The following is a 20,324-nucleotide window of genomic DNA, read 5'->3' as shown; positions in this document are numbered from 1 at the left end:
ACGCTGGGCAATTTCCGGCCATAGCCAAGCCCTGCTGGCTGTGCTGCCAAACCGGCATAACGGCACCACTCAACCCAAACTGGTATTCGCGCCAATCAATCCCCGCTCAGGTGGGTGAACCGGTCGCTGTCACAACGTATTACCGCAGAAAACCCTGTCCCGATTATCGCATCACAAACGGGTCAGGAATGGGGTCATCGCTGGTGCGCAGCCAGACCGCTTTGGTCCGGGTATAGTCCAACGCAGCTTGCATCCCGCCCTCACGGCCATGACCGCTAAGACCATGGCCCCCGAACGGCGCGATCGGGCTGACCGCGCGGTAGGTATTCACCCAGACAATCCCTGCCCGCAAACTGCGGATCATGCGATGGGCACGGGTCAGATCACGGGTGAACACGCCCGACGCAAGGCCATAGTCGGTGTTATTTGCAAGGGCCAGCGCCTCTTCTTCCGTGTCGAACCCCAACACAGATAGGACCGGACCAAAGAACTCATGCGTCAGACTTGGGGCCTCGGGCGCACCGGTACAGTCCAGAATTGTTGGTGGGAAAAAATTGCCCGCACGCGCCAACGGCTGGCCACCGGTGACGATCCGCGCGCCCATGGCAACAGAGCGTTTGATCAGATCAACCGCGACGTCGCGTTGCCCTGTCGTACACAACGGGCCAACCTCTGTGTCCATGTCATCAGGCGCGCCGATCACAATCCTTTCGGCCTTTTCCGTCAAACGACCCAGAAAATCCTCCCTAATCTTGTTAGAGACAATCAACCGAGACCCCGCGACACAGCTTTGCCCAGTGGCGGCAAAAACACCCGAAATCTGCGCGTTCACAGCACTTTCGATATCGGCGTCCTCGAATACGATAAACGGAGATTTTCCGCCCAGTTCCAACGAGGTTGATGCCAGATTTTCTGCCGAGTTGCGCACAATATTGCGCGCCGTTTCCGGCCCTCCGGTAAAGGCCACATGATCAATATCGCGGTGACGGGTCAGCACCGCACCGCACTCCGGACCAAAGCCGGTGATCACATTTAGTACACCGGCGGGAAACCCCGCCTGATCAAAGATGCGCGCAAATTCCAGCGTGGGTGCCGGACCTTCCTCCGATGCTTTCAACACCACAGTACAGCCCGCCGCCAAAGCCGGTCCGATCTTGACCGCAGACAGAAACAATTGCGAATTCCACGGCACAATCGCAGCGACCACCCCCAAGGGTTCACGGCGCAGCCAGACCTCCATATCGGGCTTGTCGATGGGCAGATGGGCCCCTTCGATCTTATCCGCCAACCCCGCATAGTAGCGATAGTATTCAGCGACATAAGCAATCTGCGCCGAGGTTTCGCGGATGATTTTGCCAGTATCGCGGGTTTCAAGCTCTGCCAGTCGTCCCGCATTTTCAGCAATCAGATCGGCCAGTCGCATCAAAAGTTTCCCGCGCGCGGATGCCGTCAATCCGGCCCATTCAGGACCATGAAACGCACTACGGGCTGCCGCCACGGCGCGCTCCACATCTGCGGTGCGCGCTTCCGGCATCATCGCCCAAGCGGCCCCTGTGGCGGGATCCAGACTTTCGAACCGTGCCGATCCTTCAGAAAATTCACCACTAATATATTGCTGAAACTGCTGCATCATTTTCCCTCAGGCAAAGGCCGGCATTACGTCCTTGATAAACCGCTCAAGCGAGGCCTGCTTGCGCGCAAAGCTCATCCCGCTGTCGATCCAGAACGCATATTCATCATACCCCATATCGGCATAGGTCTGAATGCGGGCAATCGCATCCTGCGGCGTTGCAATCACGTTGTCACGCAGCATTGCCTGCGGCGAATAAAACGGATGGGCCGCGATTTCATCGGCGTTCAATTCCTTGATCAGCCCCTGCGACACCGGACGTTCGTTTTTGAACCACGCCCCGAAGTAACAGTAAAACCGGTTGATTTCCTCTGCTGCTTGCTGGGCGTCCTCTGCATTTTCCGCGATATAGGTGTGGTTCAAAAGCATGATCTGCGGGCGCGGTTGATCGGCGAATTTGGCGCAGGCCGCGTTGAAGGTATCCATCAGCTTGGCAATCTCTTCGTCGCCTTGCCACAATGGTGTCACCTGTACATGACACCCATTGGCGACAGCGAACTCATGGCTGTTGGGATCACGCGCGGCAACCCAGATCGGCGGGCCGTTTTCCTGTACAGGTTTGGGCGAAGAGGTGGTTTGGGGAAAGGAATAATATTCCCCCTCCTGCGCATAATCGCCTTGCCATAACTTTTGAACCGCCGGCACCAATTCACGCATCCGCAGCCCCGCATCCCAGGCATCCATCCCCGGCACCATGCGTTCGTATTCATAGCTGTAAGCGCCCCGGGCCACCCCAAGGTCAAGCCGCCCGCCGATGATCATGTCGGTCATCGCCGCTTCACCGGCCAACCGGATAGGATGCCAGAATGGCGCGATGATCGTGCCCGTGCCCAGCCGGATATTGTGGGTCTGATGCGCCAGATCAATCAGGTTCAAAAACGGGTTTGGGGCGATGGTGAAATCCATCCCGTGATGCTCACCCGTCCAAACCGCATGCATACCGCCTGCATCCGCCATTTTGGCCAAGGCGATAAAATCATCATAAAGCTGACGCTGGTCCTGATCAGGCGTCACGCGTTCCATATGAACGAATAATGAAAACCGCATCTGCTTACTCCCTTGTGCGCATGGCGCGGACTTCGCCGCGGATCTGGTTGCCGACGTAAATGCCAAAATTGCCCAGCGCGCTTTCGTTTCGAAAACGTTCCAGCAAAGTCAGGATGGCCGGATCGGAAACATCATCCAACGCCGATCCTTCGAACCCCACAAATGCCCCCTGCGCTGGCACGCCTTCGGCGGTCTGACACAGGAACGAAATATGCTGGCGCTTGCGTTGCGCATCTTCGAAGACAGAATACACAAAACCGGCGTGCCCGCGCAGCCCGGTCTGCGCGATCAGTTTTTGCACGGTGGCGGACACGCTGTCGTCTTCAACCTGCATTTCGGGCAGCATCAAGCCGCCCTGCCCGTCATCGACCAAAAGCACCTTGCCGGCGCGCTCGATCAATGCGGAAACAACCAGCCCGGTGCGCGGCGTCAGCGCCTTGGCCTCGGTTGCCGGCCGCACATAGGCCCCGCGTGCATAACCCAAACCGGGCTTGGCATTGGCATCAAAGGCCTTGACCTCGCCCATCAGGATCATGTGGTCACCAGCATCCACCGTTTTATGCATCGCACAATCGAACCACGCCGACACCCCTTCGAGCAGGGGTGCGCCTTGCGGGCCTTTGCGCCATGTCACGCCTGCAAACCGATCCTCGACGGGCCGGGCGAATGTGTTGGATATCCCGACCTGAGTTTCGGCCAGAATGTTCACACCAAATCCGCGTGCTGCACAGAATGCGGCATAGTTGCTTGAGGTTTTCGCAAGGCAAACCAGCAGCAGAGGCGGATCAAGCGACACCGACGTAAAGGAGTTTGCGGTGAACCCGATCGGGCTGCCGTGAGGCGCATGGGCCGTCACCACCGTCACGCCGGTCATGAAACTGCCAAAGGCGTGGCGCAGCGCGCGCGGGTCAAGATCGGTCATGGCTTATCCTCTGTGACTGCAGGCAGAGCCAGCCAGTCAAGCAAATGCGCGTTCACCAGTTCAGGAGCCGTCAGGTTAACCATATGCCGCTGCCCGTCGATGATCACCGCCTTGCCATTGCGTGCAGCAGCGGCCATTTCCCGCGCCATGGCCGGGGTTGAATTCGGATCATCACCGCCGGTCAATGCCAACAAGGGACAGGCGACTGCGGCAAGCCCGTCGGCAAAGGTTGCGTCACCACCGGCAAACGCAGCATAGGCGGTCGCGTATCCTTCGACTGTGATCTCCGACAGCCAGCCCGCCGTGAGGGCGCGCACATTTTGCTCCCCGGCGTCGTCGGAAAACCAGCGGGCCAGCGGGCTCTCGACATCAATAACGCCCTGCCCGATCTGCGCGGCACGCGCCTCAACGGCCAGACGCGCCTGCGGATCGCGCCGGAACACACTGTTCAGCAAGGCAACCCGTTCAACCAATGCCGGTTTGCGCACAGCCAGGCCGCCAGCAATTAATGCCCCCATCGAATGGCCCGCGACACGGACCGGTGCAGACACCAGCGCCCTGATCGCCCGTTCACCCCAGACCACAAAATCCTCCAGAGTGGCCCCCGAGTGCAGCGGATCACTGCCTCCGTGGCCAGGCATATCCAGCGCAAAAACCTGGTAGTTTTGCGCCAGTGCCGTAATTTGGGGCTGCCATGCTGCCGATTGCAACCCGACACCATGGATCAGGACAACCGGTGCGCCGGCCCCGCTTTCGCGGTAGGAAAAGCAGCCGTCGCCGTCAGACAGCTGCCGGGTTTTCAACGTCATGCCCAAGCTCCTTAAGGTCCTGATACCGGTCACCGATCCGGTGGTGCGGGCGTCCGCCAATTGACGCGCCAAGTGCAATCACGATTTCATCCGCCCCCGGCGCATCGGCGACAGAGGTCTGAATTGTCAGGTAATGCGACCGCCTGCCGCCATCATTCTTGTCCATCAACGGGATCATCAGCGGCGCATTGGCCGGCCCGCGTGTATTGCAAAACGACAGGTAGGATTTTGCCCCAACCGCATTGCGGTAGTGGTTGCCAAAGTGCAGCGTGTGGATCAACGCCGAGGCATGTTCGACCTCGCCGTTCATTCCGACGATCCCTGATTTGCCGTATGCCTCAACCTTGTCGCCCCCCCCAGCCGCATCCAGAACCATCTGGGTCAAGATCTCCCCAAGCCCAGAAGCGCAGTCACGGATAGCCGGTGACAGGTCTTCGACAAAGCCCTGACCGGCCCATGGGTTTCGGATCACCGCAATCGCAGCAATCATCCTAAGCGGCACCGGAGCCGCCTTGCCCCCTTCGATAAGGGTGTTTTCAACATGCAGCAGGGTTTTTCTGATTTCGGCGGGCACGGTCTGGGAATCCTTTTGAGCGAATGTTTCGGTAGAATGGTATACCAATATACCATATGTCAATCATACTTGAAGCGACACTCCCCCGCTGTTAAGATTTGTAGCTATGGAAATAGCAACGCCTCCCCTCCCCCGGATCGACAAAGCCCCGCAAACATTGCGCGATATCGTGCAGGACAGGATGCGAACCGCGATTATTAGCGGGCATTTTGCACCCGGCGAACGGCTGGTTGAGCGCCCGCTGTGTGACCAGCTGGGTGTCAGCCGCACCGTTGTGCGTGAAACCATCCGCTTTCTGGAGGCGGAAGGGCTGGTCGAAATTCTGCCAAATCGTGGCCCTATCGTTGCAAGGCTGGACTGGGCGCAGGCCAAACAGATCTACGACATCCGCAAACAGCTTGAAGCCGCTGCCGCCGCCGCATGTGCTGCTGGATATGGTGCTGATTTTCCCCAGAAACTGGGCCGTGCCCTGTCGGGTTTACGGATTTCTCTGGCGGCCTCGGAACCGGCTCTGATGTTTAAGGCTTCAACCGACTTTTATCAGTTGATTTTCGAAGAGGCCCGCCACGAGGTCGCTTGGGAAATTGTACAGCGGCTGAATGGTCGGATCAGCCGGCTGCGGGCCGTAACCCTTTCTGCCAAGGATCGCCCGACCTCTGGTCTGAGCCATATGGCGGCCATTCATGATGCAATCCTGAGCCGTGACACACAGGCCGCCCGTCGTGCGGTTGAAACCCATATCACCGACGCGGCCGCCCTTGCCCAGGGGCTGCTGGCGCATGAAACTTCGTTGGGTGGTTCCGATGCCTAAAGGATACTGGATCGCACTGGTCACGGTGACCGACCCGCAAACCTATTACGGATATCAACAGGTTGCACCGGCAGCATTTGCCAAATACGGGGCGCGCTTTCTGGCGCGGGGCGGTGCGGCAACAACGCTTGAAGGGGCGGTCTGGCAACGCCATGTGGTGATCGAATTCGACAGCAAGGAGCGCGCCTTGGCCTGCTATGATTCACCTGAATACCGCGCCGCCCGTGAAAAGCGCGCCGCAGCCTGTCAGGCCAGCATCGTCATTGTAGAAGGCCTGCCGGACATCGCGTGACCGATATTGATACAACTAACGTCCTAAGCGACTGGCAGTGCGTGCAAGGGTTTCGATCTCGTCCCATTTGCCTGCCGCAACCAAGTCATTTGGCGCAACCCAGCTGCCGCCGGCGCAGATCACATTGGGCAGCGACAGATAGCTTTCCGCATTGCCCGGGTTGATCCCGCCGGTAGGGCAGAATGTGATCTGCGGCAATGGGGCACCGATGCCCGTTAACGCGGCCACGCCACCGGAAGCTTCGGCAGGGAAAAACTTTTGCACGTCATAGCCACGCGCCAGCAAGTTCATGGCCTCGGATGCGGTCGCGGCACCGGGCAACATCGGCAATCCCGCAGCCTCGGTTGCATCCAAAAGCGCATTCGTGGCCCCCGGCGACACGCCAAAACGCGCACCCGCACTGACGGCTGCGACCACATCATCAGGTGTGACCAATGTGCCCGCACCAACATAGCCGCCGTCCACCTTTGCCATTTCCGCAATCACCGCAAGGGCGGCAGGCGTGCGCAGCGTCACCTCAAGAACCGGAAGGCCACCCCGCACCAAAGCCTCGGCCAGTGGGCGGGCGTGGGCGACATCATGTACCACCAGTACGGGTATGATCGGAGCCAGCGCGCAAAGCTTGCGGGCCTGTGTCGAGCGGGTATTTTCCATGTTCAATTCCTTACCATCCAAAGACACTTGCGCCGGTTTCTGCCGCGCCCACCGATGCCCGGAACGGGGCAAACAATTCACGCCCCATGCCTGTGTGCCCCGCTGTCAAATCCGCTGACGCCATAGGACGCAGCGCGGCGTCGGCGTTCAGGTTTTCCAATGTCCCGCTGACCGCATCCAGCCGCAGCATATCCCCGTCTTGCACCTGCGCGATTGGCCCGCCCTCTACCGCTTCGGGGCAGACGTGGATCGCCGCCGGCACCTTGCCGGATGCACCGGACATGCGCCCGTCCGTCACCAGTGCCACCTTTTGACCGCGCGCTTGCAAGATGCCCAACATCGGCGTCAGGCTGTGTAACTCGGGCATCCCGTTCGCCTTGGGTCCTTGAAACCGCACAACAACGATGACGTCCCCTGTGAAGGCACCAGCCTTGAACGCGGCTTTCGCATCTTCCTGTGAATGGAACACGCGAGCGGGGGCTTCGATGATGTGAAACTCCGGCTTGACCGCCGACACTTTGATCACACCGGTGCCCAGCGACCCCTTTAACCGTTTCAACCCTCCGGTTTCGGCGAAAGGCGCATTGATGGTACCGATGATCTTGTGGTTCAAGCTGGTGTCGGTGCCGGCCCGCCAGACCAGCTTGTCGTCTTGCAAAAAGGGTTCGTGCGTATATTGCGCAAGCCCCCTGCCCGCAACGGTCATCGTGTCTGGGTGCAGCAACCCACCCCTGAGCAATTCACTAATTACCAGCCCCAGACCACCTGCCGCGTGAAAATGGTTCACGTCCGCCAGACCATTGGGATAGACCCGCGCAAGCAGAGGTACGATTTCGGAAATCTGGGAAAAGTCATCCGGGGTCAACACGATGCCACCGGCCCGTGCCATCGCGACCAGATGGATCAAAAGGTTCGTCGAACCACCCGTCGCCATCAGCCCGACAATGCCATTCACAAACGCCTTTTCGTCTAGGATGTCACAAACAGGCGTGTAATTTTCACCCAACGCCGATAGCGACAAGGCCCGGCAGGCACCTTCGGCGGTCAGGGCCTCACGCATGGCTGTATTGGGCGATACAAAGCTTGAGCCCGGCAGGTGCAGCCCCATAAACTCCATAAGCATCTGGTTGGTGTTGGCCGTGCCGTAAAACGTGCAGGTTCCCGGCCCGTGATAGGCGGCCATCTCTGCCGCCATCAGCGCGGCCCGATCACATTCACCCGCCGCAAACTTCTGGCGCACCATCGCCTTGTCATCATTTGCCAAACCGCTGGTCATCGGCCCCGCAGGCAAGAACACCGCGGGCAAATGGCCGAACGCCTGCGCCCCGATAACAAGGCCCGGCACAATCTTGTCACAGACACCAAGGAATACCGCAGCATCAAACACATTGTGGCTGAGTGCGACACCTGTTGCCATGGCAATCACATCACGCGAAAACAGGCTCAGTTCCATGCCCGCCTCGCCTTGGGTCACCCCATCACACATTGCCGGCACACCGCCAGCAACCTGTGCGGTGGCACCAACACTGCGAGCTGCGGCCCGTACCACATCGGGATAGCCCTCAAAGGGCTGATGCGCCGACAACATGTCGTTATAGGCGGTGACAATCCCGAGGTTGCCGCCGATGCCCACGGCCAATGCTTCTTGATCGGTGCCAGCCGCGGCAAAGGCATGGGCCTGACCGCTGCAGGACAGATGTGCGCGTGACGGCCCTTTACCCGCAGCTGTCCGCATCCGCGCCAGATACGCATCCCGCGACGCAGAACTGCGCCGCACAATGCGATCGGTTATCTCTTGGATTTTTGCATGAATAGCCATTTCTCACCCATTGTTATCGCTAACATGAGCGTTCTTACGGCAAATCCCACCGCTAGGCAACTGTTTCCGCTAGATGCAGCGACCGCCGTCGACCTCCATGCAGACACCGGTAACCATGCTTGCCTCGTCGGAACACAGATAGCAGGCGGCGTTGCCCATATCTTCCGGTGTTGAAAACCGACCCAGCGGTATTGTGGACAGGAATTTCGCGCGCATCTCAGGCGTATCCTCTCCCATAAAGCTTTTTAACAGCGGGGTTTCACCAGCAACGGGGTTTAATGCGTTGACCCGCACCCCTGCTGGTGCCAGCTCGACGGCCATGCCCCTGGTCGCATTGTTCATCCAACCTTTGGACGCATTGTACCAACTGAGGTTCGGGCGCGGGCTGACCCCGGCTGTCGAGGCCACGTTCAGGATCGCACCGGAGCCGCGCGCTTTCATTAATGGCACAACAGACCGGGCGGTCAGGTAGACTGATTTCACATTCACCGCGATGACCTTGTCAAAATCCTCTTCGCTGATGTCCTCCATCGGAGCCGGCAAATGGGTAACACCGGCGTTGTTAATCAGGATGTCGATCTGCCCCCAAAGGTCGACAGCACGATCCGCCATCGCCTGAACGCTTGGCCCGTCGGCCACGTTGGTCGCACTCACCTCTACCCCCGCGCCAAGGTCGGAGGCGAGATCCTGCCCCATCTCTGCGTTCAAATCCGCGATCAGCACCCGCGCGCCTTCGGCGTGAAACTTGCGTACGATGCCGGCGCCGAACCCGGACGCCCCGCCTGTGACGATGGCCGTTTTACCGTTCAATCTCATGTGTAACTCCTATCCATGCAATGCTGCGACTGTCTTCAGAGTGGAAAACCCGTAGAGCGCCTCGAAACCTTTTTCTCGGCCATGCCCCGAAAGCCCTGATCCACCGAAAGGCAGCTCAACCCCGCCCCCTGCGCCGTAATTGTTCAAAAAGACCTGCCCAGCGCGCAGCTGTTTGGCCAGCCGCATCTGTCGCGCGCCATTCGCTGACCAGACCGAGGCCACCAGACCATAGGCCGTGCCATTCGCAATCTGCACGGCTTCCTCTTCGGTTTCAAAAGGGATCACAACCTGCACAGGGCCAAAGATTTCATCCTGCGCCAATTTGTGATCAGCCCCCACACCGGTGAAAAGCGTCGGGGCCACATAGGCACCACCTCCGGGAGCATCTGCCACAACTTCGCCCCGCGCCGCCACGTCAAGGTCACTGCCCAGCGCCAGAAACCCGTTTACAATTTCTTTTTGTCGCGCAGAGACCAGCGGACCGACGTCCAGATCATCCATCGCCGGCCCCGCCTTCAACGCGGCATAGCGTGCGGCCATGCCGGCGACGACCTCGTCGTAACGGCTGGCATGTACCAGAATACGCGAGGATGCAGAGCAGGTTTGACCGGCGTTCTGAATTCCTGCGTTGGTCAGGAACGGCAAAGCGGCTTCAATATCCGCATCCTCGAACACCAGTTGCGGCGACTTGCCCCCCAGCTCAAGGGTGACCGGCACAACATTCGCCGCCGCGCCGCTCTGGATCAGTTTCCCCACGCCCACCGATCCGGTGAAAGAAATGTGGCGCACCCCGGCATGGGCCGTCAGGGCGGCCCCCGCTTCGGCTCCTAACCCCGGCACCACATTCAGGGCACCATCAGGCAGGCCCGCATCCTGCGCGATCTGCGCAAATGCAAGTGCCGTCAGACAAGCCTCCTCGGCGGGCTTCAAAACAGCCGCATTGCCCATCGCCAGTGCCGCCCCGACAGACCGACCGATGATCTGCATCGGATAGTTCCACGGAATAATATGCCCCGTCACCCCATGCGGTTCGCGCAAAGAATAGACCGTATAGCCATCTAAATAGGGGATCGTTGTGCCATGTATCTTATCCGCTGCGCCGCCGTAGAACTCCATATAGCGGGCCAACGCAATCACATCCGCGCGGGCCTGCTTTAAGGGCTTACCGACATCTTGGGCTTCAAGTTCCGCCAGCAACTCAACGTGTTTAAGCACCTCTTGACCGATCCGCGACAGAACCCGGCCGCGTTCGAAATTCGCCAACCTGCCCCAATCAGAGGCCAAGGCCGCCTCTGCCGCCTGCACCGCGTTGTCGATGTCAGCGGCACCACCTTTGGCAATGGCGCACAGGGTGCTGCCATCAGACGGGTTGCGCAATTCAAGGGCTTCACCGCTTTCACCGGGGATCCACCGCCCCCCAATAAAGCAATGTGACGGGTCAATCCCAAGGGGGCGAAGGGGCATGGTTAATCCTTTAGATACGAAAGACGTATCGGCAGACTAGGCCCGAATTACCCGGTGTCAAACGCGATCGGTCAGGACGCCTGCCCGACTATATCAAGCTGCCAATATGTACCGCCGTATCCAGCATCCGGTTCGAGAAACCCCATTCGTTATCGTACCAGCTGACCACACGCACCATCCCTGCCGATGTCACGCTGGTTTGCGCCGGCGCAAAGATTGATGACAGCGGGTTGTGGTTGAAATCGGAGGAGACCAGCGGGGCCTCTTCATACCCGAGAACGCCCTTCAACACCCCTTTCGACGCCACTTCGATGACGGCATTCACAGTTTCGACGGTCGCGCCGCGTTCCGGCATAAAGCTGAGGTCAACCAGTGAAACATTGGCCGTTGGTACACGAATGGCCGATCCTTCAAGGCGGCCCTCAAGATGCGGCAACACCAGTGAAATCGCCCGCGCAGCGCCGGTTGACGTGGGCACCATCGACAACGCACAGGCGCGCGCGCGGTAAAGATCGGAATGGTCCCGATCATGAGAAGGCTGGTCGCCGGTATAGGCGTGGATTGTGGTCATGTAGCCTGTCGTTAACCCAAAGGCATCATCCAACACCTTCGCCATTGGCGCGAGGCAGTTTGTCGTACAGGAGGCGTTTGACACAACCAGATCGGCGGGTGTCAGATCATCATGGTTCACACCAAAGACCACCGTGCGGTCCGCATTGGACGCGGGTGCCGAGACCAATACGCGCTTTGATCCGTTTTCCAGATGCGCCGCAGCCTTGTCGCGGCTGTTAAAACGGCCTGTGCATTCAAGGGCGACATCAACATCCGTCCATGGCAGATCAGCAGGGTTCGCCGTGGCCGTCAGGCGAATTTCGCGGCCATCCACCACAAGTGTTTCCCCTTTTACCGACACCTCGCGCTGGAATGTCCCATGGACCGAGTCGTATTTAAACAAATGCGCCAGATGATCCGCCGGCGCCAAATCGTTGATCGCGACAATCTCGATGTCGTCACGCCCGCTCTCGAACACCGCCCGTAGCGTGCATCGACCAATACGTCCAAATCCGTTGATTGCAATCCTGGTGACCATGACAAACGCTCCTCTGGGGGTCCTGCACTGATTTGCGGCATAGTTAGCGCTAACAATGGCAATTATCAAGCCCTGTCCGCACAACCCCAAATTCGCGTTCCTAGCCGGTAGGTTACCCGTCGGTCCAAGGGGCACGGCAGCCAGCCGCCTGCCCCCACTTCATTTCTGACAATTTTTATAAAGATTGTTGCGCGCGCCAGGCATCTCCGTTATCTGACTAAATCAGTAAATTACTTACACCAAGGATTCACATGTCGTTCTTCAAACATACCGCCACCGCCGTTCTGGCCACATCTACCCTGCTGGCCAATGCCGCATTTGCTGAAGGTGAGCTGAACCTTTATTCCTCACGTCACTATGACACAGACGAACGGCTCTATTCCGATTTCACCGAAGCCACCGGCATCACCATCAACCGGATTGAAGGCAAAGCCGACGAACTGCTGGCGCGTATGCAAGCCGAAGGTGCGAATTCTCCGGCGGATGTTTTGCTGACTGTCGACACCTCACGTCTGTCACGCGCCAAAGACATGGGCGTGCTGCAATCCATCGACAACGCCGTTCTGGAAGAGCGTATTCCCGCAAACCTGCAAGACAACGACAACCAATGGTTCGCCTTCTCGCAGCGCGCGCGCATCATCTTTTACGATAAAGCCGACGTACAAGACCCGCCAATGGACTACGTTTCCTTGGCAGACCCGAAATACAAAGGCATGGTTTGCCACCGCTCCTCTTCCAACGTCTACAGCCAGACCTTGTTGGCCTCGATCATCGAAAACCACGGCGTAGAAGCCGCAACCGAGTGGGCAACTGGCATGGTTGCGAACTTTGCCCGTGACCCAGAAGGTGGCGACACCGACCAACTGCGTGGCATCGTGTCTGGCCAATGCGACATTTCGGTTGCGAACACCTATTACTTTGCCCGCGCCCTGCGCAAAGACGTCAAAGGCCTGAGCGCTGATATTGATCAGATCGGCTGGATCTTCCCGGCACAGGACGCCGAGGGTGCGCATATGAACCTGTCCGGTGGCGGCGTTGCAGCACATGCACCGAACAAGGCAAACGCCATTGCCTTCCTTGAATACCTGGCCTCCGATCAGGCACAGCAGTATTTCTCAGCCGGCAACGATGAGTTCCCTGCCGTGCCAAGCGTAGAACGCAGCGAAAGCGTTGCAGAGCTGGGTGAATTCAAAGCGGACGACGTGAACCTGTCAGACGTTGCGAAAAACCTGCCCGAAGCGCAGAAAATCTTTAACGCAGTTGGCTGGAAATAATCCTGCCAACATATGCGAACACGAGGGCGTGCCAGATGGCGCGCCCTTTTTTGTGGTTCTGAAGGTGCCCCAGCCCGTAACGCACGACCTGAAGGGGGAACGCCAATACCCTACCACGCTTCGCGTTCTTGCGACACTGGCGGCACCAAATGCCTCCGGCTAAAGGCCGGATGCCCTAAACCGGATTTGGCACCGGCTTGCCGGCAAAGAATGCCACAAGGTTATCTACCGCCATCAGCCCCATCTGTTCGCGCACCTCTTGCGCCGAAGTGCCAAGATGCGGCAGCAAGGTCACGTTTTCCAACGCGATCAGCGCGGCGGGGACTTTGGGTTCGAACTCATAAACATCCAACCCTGCCCCCGCGATCCGTTCGTCTTGCAAGGCGGCAATCAGCGCAGCCTCGTCAATCACGTCACCGCGCGAAATGTTGATCAGATAGCTGTCCGATGTCATCGCAGCCAAGGCGGCGGCATCAATCATGTGATGCGTTTGCGGCGTGGCCGGCACGGCCAACACCACAACATCCGCGGCTTGCATCACCTCTTGCAGCGTTTCCAACTGCCTTGCCTCGAATGGCAGGCCCGTCACGGGTGAGCGGTTGTAAAACACCACCTGCATCCCGAAGCCAGCAGCGGCGCGTTTGGCAATCGCCTTGCCGATCCGCCCCATCCCAATCACGCCCAGCGTTTTGCCGCTAACATGCATCCCCAACAATTGGGTCGGATGCCAGCCGGGCCAATCGCCAGCCCGCACCATCCGTTCGCCCTCACCTGCACGACGGCAGGTCATCAACATCAATGTCATGGCAATATCAGCAGTGGCATCGGTGACGGCACCTGGGGTGTTCGTAACCTCTAGCCCCGCCGCGCGGGCAGCAACCGCATCAATGTGGTTAAACCCCACACCAAAATTCGCCAAAATCCGCGCCCGTGGTTGGCCGTCAAAGGCATCCGCCGGAAACTGATCCCCCAGGGTCGGCAGAACCGCATCAAAATCCGCAAGCGCGCTGGCGCGTTCCGGCACGCTCAGCGGTGAGTTGTCAGCCCGAACCGTGACATCAAACGAGGCTTTGGCCGCCTCCAGCACCCGATGTGGCAAGGGGCGGGTAATCAACAATTTGTGCATGGTGTTATCTCACTTTCGGGCGTTTTATCATAGGGCGTGATGCCTCAAGCTAAACTCGAAAAACTCTAGGGGCCGATCGCAGAAAGGTCGACCCGTCACATCACGCTTGTCCGCCGGCAAGGCACATCCAGTCCGACAGCCCCCATTGACGCCTCAATTCGAATAGGTGAAGGATTGGGGGTTACATTCACATGCATACAATATTTCAATCTCAGGAGCGGCCCCGTGACCAACCCAACCGAGCGCATTCAAACGGCCGAACTGGTCTTGCCTGTCACCGATCTGAAAACCGAGATGCCGTTCTTTTTGAACACGCTCGGGTTTCGCCTTGATCTGATCTTTCCTGCGGATGACCCCTCCGTCGCGGTGGTTTCCGGCCATGGGCTGCGCTTGCGATTGGAACGGGACGCGGATGTCGCCCCGGCGTTGTTGCGGCTTTACGCGGATGATCCTGCTGCCTTTGCCGATAATGAAACAACCCTGACCAGCCCGAACGGGAACCGGATTGAAATCCACGATGCCAACCCGCCGCTGGTAATTCCCGAAACCCGCCATTCCTTTATGGTGCGGCGTCTGGCGGACAGTGATTCATGGGTGATTGGCCGGGCTGGTATGCGGTATCGCGATTTGATCACCGACCGGTTGGGCGGGTCGATCATCGCCTCTCACATCCGCATCCCCGACGGCGGACCGGTGCCGGATATGGTGCATTACCACACCGTCGGTTTTCAGCTGATCTTTTGTTATCGAGGATGGGTGCGGCTGGTTTATGAGGATCAGGGCGATCCGTTCATCCTGAACGCAGGCGATTGCGTAATCCAACCGCCACAAATCCGCCATCGCGTACTGGAGGCCTCTGAAAATGTGGAGGTTCTGGAGCTGGGCGTGCCGGCGGAACATGTCACTACCATTGACCACGAGATGGAATTGCCCAATGGCACCGTGAACCCGGATCGGGACTGGAGCGGCAGTAAGTTCGTCCATCACAAAGTAGCCGAGGCCGTCTGGACCCCGTGGCGCATTCCCGGCTGGGACGCACGCGATACCGGCATTGGCACAGGGACCGCCGGCGTGGCGGGGGTGACCGTTGCCCGGCCAGACGGGTCTGGGCAAACCCCGTGGAGCAGTCACGACACGGACATCCTGTTCACCTTCGTCAAAGAGGGCAGTCTTACGCTGGAGGTCGACGCAGAGGGGCAAAAGACCCACGATATGGTTGCCGGCGACGCCTTTGTGCTGCCGCCCTTTCTCAAGACCCGCTATGTGAATGCCTCAAAGGACTGTGAGCTGATCGAGGCGACCTTACCGTCAAATTTCAACACACAGGTTCACACCTAGCAGGCGCATTTGTCAGGGTCTTATGGGGCCGGCGCGGGGGCCCTGCCCCTAGTCCGACGTATAGGTCTGCCGCACGGGACCGCGATAGGTCTCGGTCAGCTCTTCAGGCACTTCGCTGCCGTCATATAGGAACGGCAGGATACCTTTGCGACCAGAGGCACCGCGCATGGCAATGATGTCTTGCTCCGAGCGCGTCACCCGTTGTGACATCCGCCGGCCCCATTGCGCCAACATGCCATACATCCGGTCCAGCACCTCGCCGTGGGCATCACCCTTGGCCAGATCCTCAAATTCATCCGGATCGTTCTGCAGATCGAACAGCATCGGGCGGAAGCCGCCTTCGGCGTGCATCATCTTGTATCGCCCGTCAAAGACCATAAACAGCCGCGCATCGCGCGGCGACACCCCCAGTTTGACCGCCTGTGGCGTTGCAGAATAATCGTATTCGCTGATCGCAAACGCCCGCCACTCCGGCGTTTCGCCCCGCAACCACGGCAGCAGCGAACGCCCTTCGATGATGTGATCAGGCACCACGCCGCCCGCAGCTTCGACAAATGTTGCGGCCAGATCGATACTTTCGACCAAAGCGTCACAGGTGGTGCCACGGGTGCTGTCCGCCGTGTCACGCGGATCGAAAATGATCATCGGCACCTTCACGGATTGTTCGTGAAACAGGTCCTTTTCCCCCAGCCAGTGATCCCCCAGATAATCGCCGTGATCCGCGGTCAGCACAATCATCGTGTCCTTAAGTTTGTCGGTCTGTTCAAGATGGGACAACAGCCGGCCCAATTGGTCGTCACATTGTTTGATCAATCCCATATAGGCGGGGATCACCTTTTCGCGCACCTCGTCCCGCTGGAAGGCTTGGGCAATCTTGTTCTCCATATAGGCCCCGAACACCGGATGCGGGGTGTCACGTTCGACGTTGTGGCGTTTGGCCTCTGGCACGTGATCTTTGCCAAACATATCGTGATAAGGAGCGGGTACGATATAGGGCCAATGCGGTTTGATATAGCTGACATGGGCGCACCATGGCCCCTTGGCCTGATCCATGAACGCAATGGTTTCAGAGGTGAGCCAAGGCGTTTCGCTGTCTTCCTCGCGGATATTGGCAGGCTTGTCCGCGTTGCGAAACATCCACCCCGAAGCAATCTGATCATCGCTGATGCCGGCGTTGGCATAGTCTGCCCACGGGTTTTCCCCGTCATACCCTTTGGATTTCAGGTACTCATTATAAGGCGAGCGTTTCTCGTCATAATAACCGTCCGGCCCATAGCCCCACAGCCCGTCGTCCCTGATCCAGCTGTCAAACCCGCATTCCGCCTGTCGCGCACCAATTAAGCTGTCCGGGGCCAAGCCCAACCGCGCCATGCCGGCGGCGTCCGCCTTCATGTGGGTCTTCCCAATCAACCAGCAATCCATGCCGGTGCTGCGCAGGTGGTCGCCCAGCGTCTGCTCTCCGACCCGCAAGGGAAACCCGTTCCACTGCGCCCCGTGGCTTGAGGCATATCGGCCAGTGTAAAAGCACATACGGCTGGCCCCGCAGATCGGCGATTGCACATAGGCATTGGTAAAGCGCACCCCCATGTCTGCCACGCGGTCGAAATGCGGTGTCTTGAGGTGGGGATGGCCGGCACAGCTTAGATAATCGAACCGCAACTGATCATACATGATAAATAAAATGTTCATAACGGCCTCCCCGACCTCTCACATTCACCGGCAATGCAGGCGGCATCCCTTACAGGAGTTCCCACCCGCAACACCCCGCCATGGCAGCATGGCACCACCTCTTATGATGCGCATGGCACGGATATTGCCAGCCTGCCGTGAATATGACAGATAATGCGGCTAACAACAGGGCTGAGCAGCACATGAAAATTGCAGTATTTGGTATCGGATACGTCGGGCTTTCCAATGCGGTTCTGCTGGCACAGCACAACACCGTAGTCGCGGTAGATGTATCGGCAGAACGCGTCGCGATACTCAATGCGCGCACCTCACCGATCGAGGAAAAAGAACTCTCCGAATGGCTGGCCGAGCGCACTTTGCACCTGAGCGCCACAACAGATGCCGAAGCAGCCTGCGCTGACGCGGATTATGTGCTGGTCGCAACACCGACAGACTACGACCCAAAGACCGATTTTTTTGACACTTCTTCGGTGGAACAGGTGCTGGCAATGGCACATCGCGCCAACCCCGATGCCACCTTGATCGTAAAATCCACTGTGCCCGTCGGGTTTGTCCGTCGCATTCGCGCGGCCATCGGCACCGAGAATATCTTTTTCTGCCCCGAATTCCTGCGCGAAGGTCAGGCCCTTTATGACAACCTTAACCCCTCGCGGATTGTTGTCGGGGCCGACACCCCTGCCGCACACGGGTTTGCCCAGCTGATGGCAGACGGCGCGCAGGCCACCAATATTCCGATGTTGTTCACCGGGCCGGAAGAAGCCGAATCCATCAAACTTTTTGCCAATACCTATCTCGCCCTGCGGGTGGCGTTTTTCAACGAGCTGGACAGTTACGCGCTGAGTGCGGATATGAATGCCCGCCAGATCATCGAAGGCATCGGCCTCGATCCGCGCATCGGCACGCATTACAACAACCCGTCTTTTGGCTATGGCGGGTACTGTCTGCCCAAAGATACAAAACAACTGCTGGCCAATTTTTCGGATGTGCCGCAAAACCTGATGCGGGCCGTGGTTCAGGCCAATAAGACCCGCAAGGAATACATCGCATCCAAAGTGATCGAAATGGGCCCGCAGACCGTTGGCATTCACCGGCTGGTGATGAAAGCGGGTTCTGACAATTTCCGTCAGACATCGGTGAAAGGGGTCATTCGGGACATCCGTGACGCCGGCATCAAGGTGGTGATCTACGAGCCGTCATTGGGTAAGAAAAAGTTCATGGGCTGCGAAGTGGTTACCGATCTTGAGGCCTTTAAGGCGGCCTGTGATGTCATTGTAGCCAACCGCGCCTCACATGACCTGAGCGACGTCGAGGACAAAGTTTTCACCCGCGATATTTTCGGGGTCAGCTAAACCACAGGAAAACCGATGAACAACAGCAATCGCGCCTTTCTAACCCATCTGTTTGACTGCGCGGTTGCAGCGGCTGATCCGGTCAAAGCATTGCAAGGCCGGTTGCCGGAGCAGCCCAAGGGGCGAACGGTTGTGATCGGGGCCGGCAAAGGGGCCGCACAACTGGCACAAGCGTTTGAAACGCTTTGGAACGGGCCGTTCTCTGGGGTGGTTGTGACCCGCTACGGCTATGGTGCGCGTTGCGAGACAATAGAGGTATTAGAGGCCGCCCATCCGGTGCCTGACGCGGCGGGCCTCGCGGCGGCAAAGGCATTAAAATCAGCTGTGAGCGGGCTTGGCGCGGATGATCTGGTGGTGGCGCTGATCTGCGGTGGTGGCTCGTCACTGCTGCCTGATCCGCCGGCGGGGCTGAGCCTGTCTGATCTACAAGACTTGAATCAGGCGCTGCTGGCCTCCGGTGCGCCGATCTCGGTGATGAACGACATCCGCAAGTGCTTCAGCGGGATTAATGGCGGGCGTCTGGCCGAACTTGCAGCGCCCGCGCGGGTCTGCACCCTGATTGTGTCTGACGTGCCCGGTGACACACCGGGCGAGGTTGCCTCGGGACCGACCGTCTCGAATCGCCCCCGGCCAAGTGACGTGGCAGCAATGATTGACGCCCGCGGCATCGCCCTGTCTGATCGGTTAACGCGCCATCTGAAAGCACAGCCCGACAGTGGTTTACCCCCCGTAGATAAACGTAATGAAACACAGATCATCGCCTCCGCGGCGATTTCGCTAGAGGCTGCGGCATCCGCCGCCCGGGCACGTGGCGTTAACGCTTGGGTTCTGTCGGACCGTATTGAGGGCGAGGCACGCGATGTGGCACAGGTTCATGCTGCCCTCGCTCGTCAGGTCGCAGCAAGCGGGTTTCCCCACCCGGCACCTGTTGTCCTTTTGTCCGGTGGCGAGACCACTGTAACCCTACGTCACAAGGGACGCGGCGGACGCAACAGCGAATTCCAGCTGGCGCTTGCGCTGGCCCTTGAGGAGGTCGAGGACATAAGCGCATTGGCGGCGGATACGGACGGGATCGACGGATCGGAAGACAATGCCGGCGCTTTTGTCGATGGCACAACAGCCGCACGGATGCGGGCCGCGGGCACCGATCCGCAAACCCAGTTACAGAAAAACAACGCCTACGGAGCCTTTTTCGCCACGCGCGATCTGTTTGTCACAGGCCCCACCGGCACCAATGTCAACGATTTTCGCGCCATCCTGATTGGCGATTTACCTTAAGCTGGTGATGCCAGGGGCCTGCCCCTAGGGTCAGGACCCATTAATCCTGTGCTGTCAGCGGCAATTCCACGAAATTTCAATGGTTTGGGCCGCGCGGTCAATAGTGGTTCTATTTGCAAGCGGTCCAAGACGCTGAAATGAAGTGAAATTACCGCCCTGCGGGTTTGCCAGATTCTGCCGCTTCCCATTGCCCGGCAGGGTCATCCAAAGGATGATCCCGAGAGGGGGCGTTACATCTATTTGAAATAGAACCACCACTGCCCGACAGGGCATTGCGCAGCAATGTCCCGAGAGGGGATTCCTGCACAGATGTTCCTTGTTAGCGAAAAATCGGGCAAACTG

At 58.7% G+C, this 20,324-nt stretch carries 19 protein-coding genes; 6 read left to right on the top strand and 13 right to left on the bottom strand.

Annotated elements, in window-relative coordinates; translation table 11 throughout:
* Nucleotides 1-163: 163 nt before the first annotated feature.
* Genes HKX44_RS15920 through HKX44_RS15900 form a run of 5 tightly spaced genes read right to left on the bottom strand, consistent with a single transcriptional unit; the run spans nt 164 to nt 4,982 of the window.
* Nucleotides 164-1,630: an aldehyde dehydrogenase gene (locus HKX44_RS15920; RefSeq protein WP_276152463.1), complete on the bottom strand. Its 1,467-nt coding sequence runs from the start codon at nt 1,628-1,630 to the stop codon at nt 164-166.
* Between the two features lie 9 nt (nt 1,631-1,639).
* Nucleotides 1,640-2,677 (bottom strand): LLM class flavin-dependent oxidoreductase, encoded by a 1,038-nt coding sequence (locus HKX44_RS15915; protein ID WP_276152360.1) that lies wholly within the window; start codon nt 2,675-2,677, stop codon nt 1,640-1,642.
* Between the two features lie 4 nt (nt 2,678-2,681).
* Nucleotides 2,682-3,599: a flavin reductase family protein gene (locus HKX44_RS15910; protein WP_276152359.1), complete on the bottom strand. Its 918-nt coding sequence runs from the start codon at nt 3,597-3,599 to the stop codon at nt 2,682-2,684.
* Nucleotides 3,596-4,408 carry an alpha/beta hydrolase gene (locus HKX44_RS15905; protein WP_276152358.1) on the bottom strand — a complete coding sequence of 271 codons (813 nt, stop codon included), beginning with the start codon at nt 4,406-4,408 and terminating at the stop codon, nt 3,596-3,598. Before HKX44_RS15905 ends, HKX44_RS15910 begins: the two co-directional genes overlap by 4 nt.
* Nucleotides 4,380-4,982: an amino acid synthesis family protein gene (locus tag HKX44_RS15900; protein ID WP_276152357.1), complete on the bottom strand. Its 603-nt coding sequence runs from the start codon at nt 4,980-4,982 to the stop codon at nt 4,380-4,382. The genes HKX44_RS15905 and HKX44_RS15900 overlap by 29 nt, the downstream gene beginning before the upstream one ends.
* A 106-nt stretch (nt 4,983-5,088) precedes the next feature.
* Here HKX44_RS15900 and HKX44_RS15895 point away from each other — a divergent pair, with 106 nt between their 5' ends.
* Together HKX44_RS15895 and HKX44_RS15890 are read left to right on the top strand one after the other, a co-directional pair.
* On the top strand, nt 5,089-5,793 hold the full coding sequence (locus HKX44_RS15895; RefSeq protein WP_276152356.1) for a GntR family transcriptional regulator: 705 nt from the start codon (nt 5,089-5,091) through the stop codon (nt 5,791-5,793).
* Nucleotides 5,786-6,085, top strand: a complete 300-nt coding sequence (locus HKX44_RS15890) for a DUF1330 domain-containing protein (RefSeq protein WP_276152462.1) — start codon at nt 5,786-5,788, stop codon at nt 6,083-6,085. The genes HKX44_RS15895 and HKX44_RS15890 overlap by 8 nt, the downstream gene beginning before the upstream one ends.
* A gap of 15 nt (nt 6,086-6,100) precedes the next feature.
* Here HKX44_RS15890 and eda read toward each other — a convergent pair whose 3' ends face one another.
* From eda to gap, 5 genes are all read right to left on the bottom strand, one after another.
* Nucleotides 6,101-6,739: a bifunctional 4-hydroxy-2-oxoglutarate aldolase/2-dehydro-3-deoxy-phosphogluconate aldolase gene (eda, locus tag HKX44_RS15885; protein WP_276152355.1), complete on the bottom strand. Its 639-nt coding sequence runs from the start codon at nt 6,737-6,739 to the stop codon at nt 6,101-6,103.
* Between the two features lie 10 nt (nt 6,740-6,749).
* A complete protein-coding gene (gene edd / locus HKX44_RS15880) occupies nt 6,750-8,558 on the bottom strand; it encodes a phosphogluconate dehydratase (protein WP_276152354.1) in 1,809 nt (602 codons plus the stop codon).
* A 69-nt stretch (nt 8,559-8,627) separates the two neighbouring features.
* On the bottom strand, nt 8,628-9,374 hold the full coding sequence (locus HKX44_RS15875) for an SDR family oxidoreductase (RefSeq protein ID WP_276152353.1): 747 nt from the start codon (nt 9,372-9,374) through the stop codon (nt 8,628-8,630).
* A 9-nt stretch (nt 9,375-9,383) separates the two neighbouring features.
* Nucleotides 9,384-10,838 (bottom strand): aldehyde dehydrogenase family protein, encoded by a 1,455-nt coding sequence (locus tag HKX44_RS15870; protein WP_276152352.1) that lies wholly within the window; start codon nt 10,836-10,838, stop codon nt 9,384-9,386.
* Nucleotides 10,839-10,926: 88 nt separating this feature from the next.
* Nucleotides 10,927-11,928 carry a type I glyceraldehyde-3-phosphate dehydrogenase gene (gene gap / locus HKX44_RS15865; protein WP_276152351.1) on the bottom strand — a complete coding sequence of 334 codons (1,002 nt, stop codon included), beginning with the start codon at nt 11,926-11,928 and terminating at the stop codon, nt 10,927-10,929.
* A gap of 251 nt (nt 11,929-12,179) precedes the next feature.
* On the opposite strand from gap, the gene HKX44_RS15860 reads away from it, so the two are divergent.
* Nucleotides 12,180-13,202, top strand: a complete 1,023-nt coding sequence (locus HKX44_RS15860; RefSeq protein WP_276152350.1) for an extracellular solute-binding protein — start codon at nt 12,180-12,182, stop codon at nt 13,200-13,202.
* A 175-nt stretch (nt 13,203-13,377) separates the two neighbouring features.
* Here HKX44_RS15860 and HKX44_RS15855 read toward each other — a convergent pair whose 3' ends face one another.
* Nucleotides 13,378-14,328 (bottom strand): D-glycerate dehydrogenase, encoded by a 951-nt coding sequence (locus tag HKX44_RS15855; RefSeq protein ID WP_276152349.1) that lies wholly within the window; start codon nt 14,326-14,328, stop codon nt 13,378-13,380.
* Nucleotides 14,329-14,553: 225 nt separating this feature from the next.
* On the opposite strand from HKX44_RS15855, the gene HKX44_RS15850 reads away from it, so the two are divergent.
* Complete coding sequence (locus HKX44_RS15850; protein WP_276152348.1) at nt 14,554-15,666, top strand: cupin domain-containing protein; 1,113 nt, start codon at nt 14,554-14,556, stop codon at nt 15,664-15,666.
* A 48-nt stretch (nt 15,667-15,714) separates the two neighbouring features.
* Here the strand turns inward: HKX44_RS15850 and HKX44_RS15845 are convergent, their stop codons facing one another.
* Nucleotides 15,715-17,355, bottom strand: a complete 1,641-nt coding sequence (locus HKX44_RS15845; protein WP_276152347.1) for a sulfatase-like hydrolase/transferase — start codon at nt 17,353-17,355, stop codon at nt 15,715-15,717.
* A 182-nt stretch (nt 17,356-17,537) separates the two neighbouring features.
* Between HKX44_RS15845 and HKX44_RS15840 the strand changes: the two genes are divergently transcribed.
* On the top strand, nt 17,538-18,704 hold the full coding sequence (locus tag HKX44_RS15840; protein WP_276152346.1) for a nucleotide sugar dehydrogenase: 1,167 nt from the start codon (nt 17,538-17,540) through the stop codon (nt 18,702-18,704).
* Between the two features lie 15 nt (nt 18,705-18,719).
* A complete protein-coding gene (locus HKX44_RS15835) occupies nt 18,720-19,982 on the top strand; it encodes a glycerate kinase (RefSeq protein ID WP_276152345.1) in 1,263 nt (420 codons plus the stop codon).
* Nucleotides 19,983-20,130: 148 nt separating this feature from the next.
* Here the strand turns inward: HKX44_RS15835 and HKX44_RS15830 are convergent, their stop codons facing one another.
* On the bottom strand, nt 20,131-20,289 hold the full coding sequence (locus HKX44_RS15830; protein WP_276152344.1) for a hypothetical protein: 159 nt from the start codon (nt 20,287-20,289) through the stop codon (nt 20,131-20,133).
* Between the last annotated feature and the right edge of the window lie 35 nt (nt 20,290-20,324).

Source organism: Sulfitobacter sp. M05, assembly GCF_029285175.1.
GTDB lineage: Bacteria > Pseudomonadota > Alphaproteobacteria > Rhodobacterales > Rhodobacteraceae > Sulfitobacter.
This window is presented reverse-complemented; position numbering and strand designations above follow the sequence as displayed.